General features: G+C 53.3%; 1 protein-coding gene. It reads left to right on the top strand.

What is annotated here, in order from left to right; all coding sequences use genetic code 11:
• Nucleotides 1–373, top strand: a 373-nt coding sequence (locus PuT2_RS15665) for a hypothetical protein (protein ID WP_371597045.1), incomplete at its 5' end; no start/stop codon positions are given.
• Nucleotides 374–394: the final 21 nt, after the last annotated feature.

The raw sequence follows: 394 nt of genomic DNA, 5'->3' as shown, positions 1-394 counted from the left end.
TTGCCAATCCGGGACGTGGGGGCAGGCCACGGAAGGGACAAGAGCGTGGGTGAACTTCGATGGAACGAATTGCCCTGGTGGCTGGTGTTATGTCCGTAGTGAACACAACGTTAGCGGCGTCTGGCGTATGGATGTAGGAAAATATCTGATTTTCTTTGCATCGCCGATGCGGGATAGTGGTTTTGCCACGTTAACTGGCTACACCCCCGAGTGGGCAGACTTTGCTGGTGGCAATCCGTCCGCTCGCCTTGTCATTGTGTCGAAGCAAACTGCATCGAGCATCGAAATCTACAGTGGCTCCATGCAGGGATGGACGGGAGCCACGGGACAAACAATCGACTTTCCACTGATAAGCATTGCTGTCTTTCGCTGATAAGTTTGGTTTGCCAATCCG

This window comes from Pusillimonas sp. T2 (assembly GCF_002236805.1).
Lineage (GTDB): Bacteria > Pseudomonadota > Gammaproteobacteria > Burkholderiales > Burkholderiaceae_B > Neopusillimonas.
The sequence above is the reverse complement of the archived record's forward strand: the minus strand, read 5'-3'. Positions and strand labels throughout refer to the sequence as shown.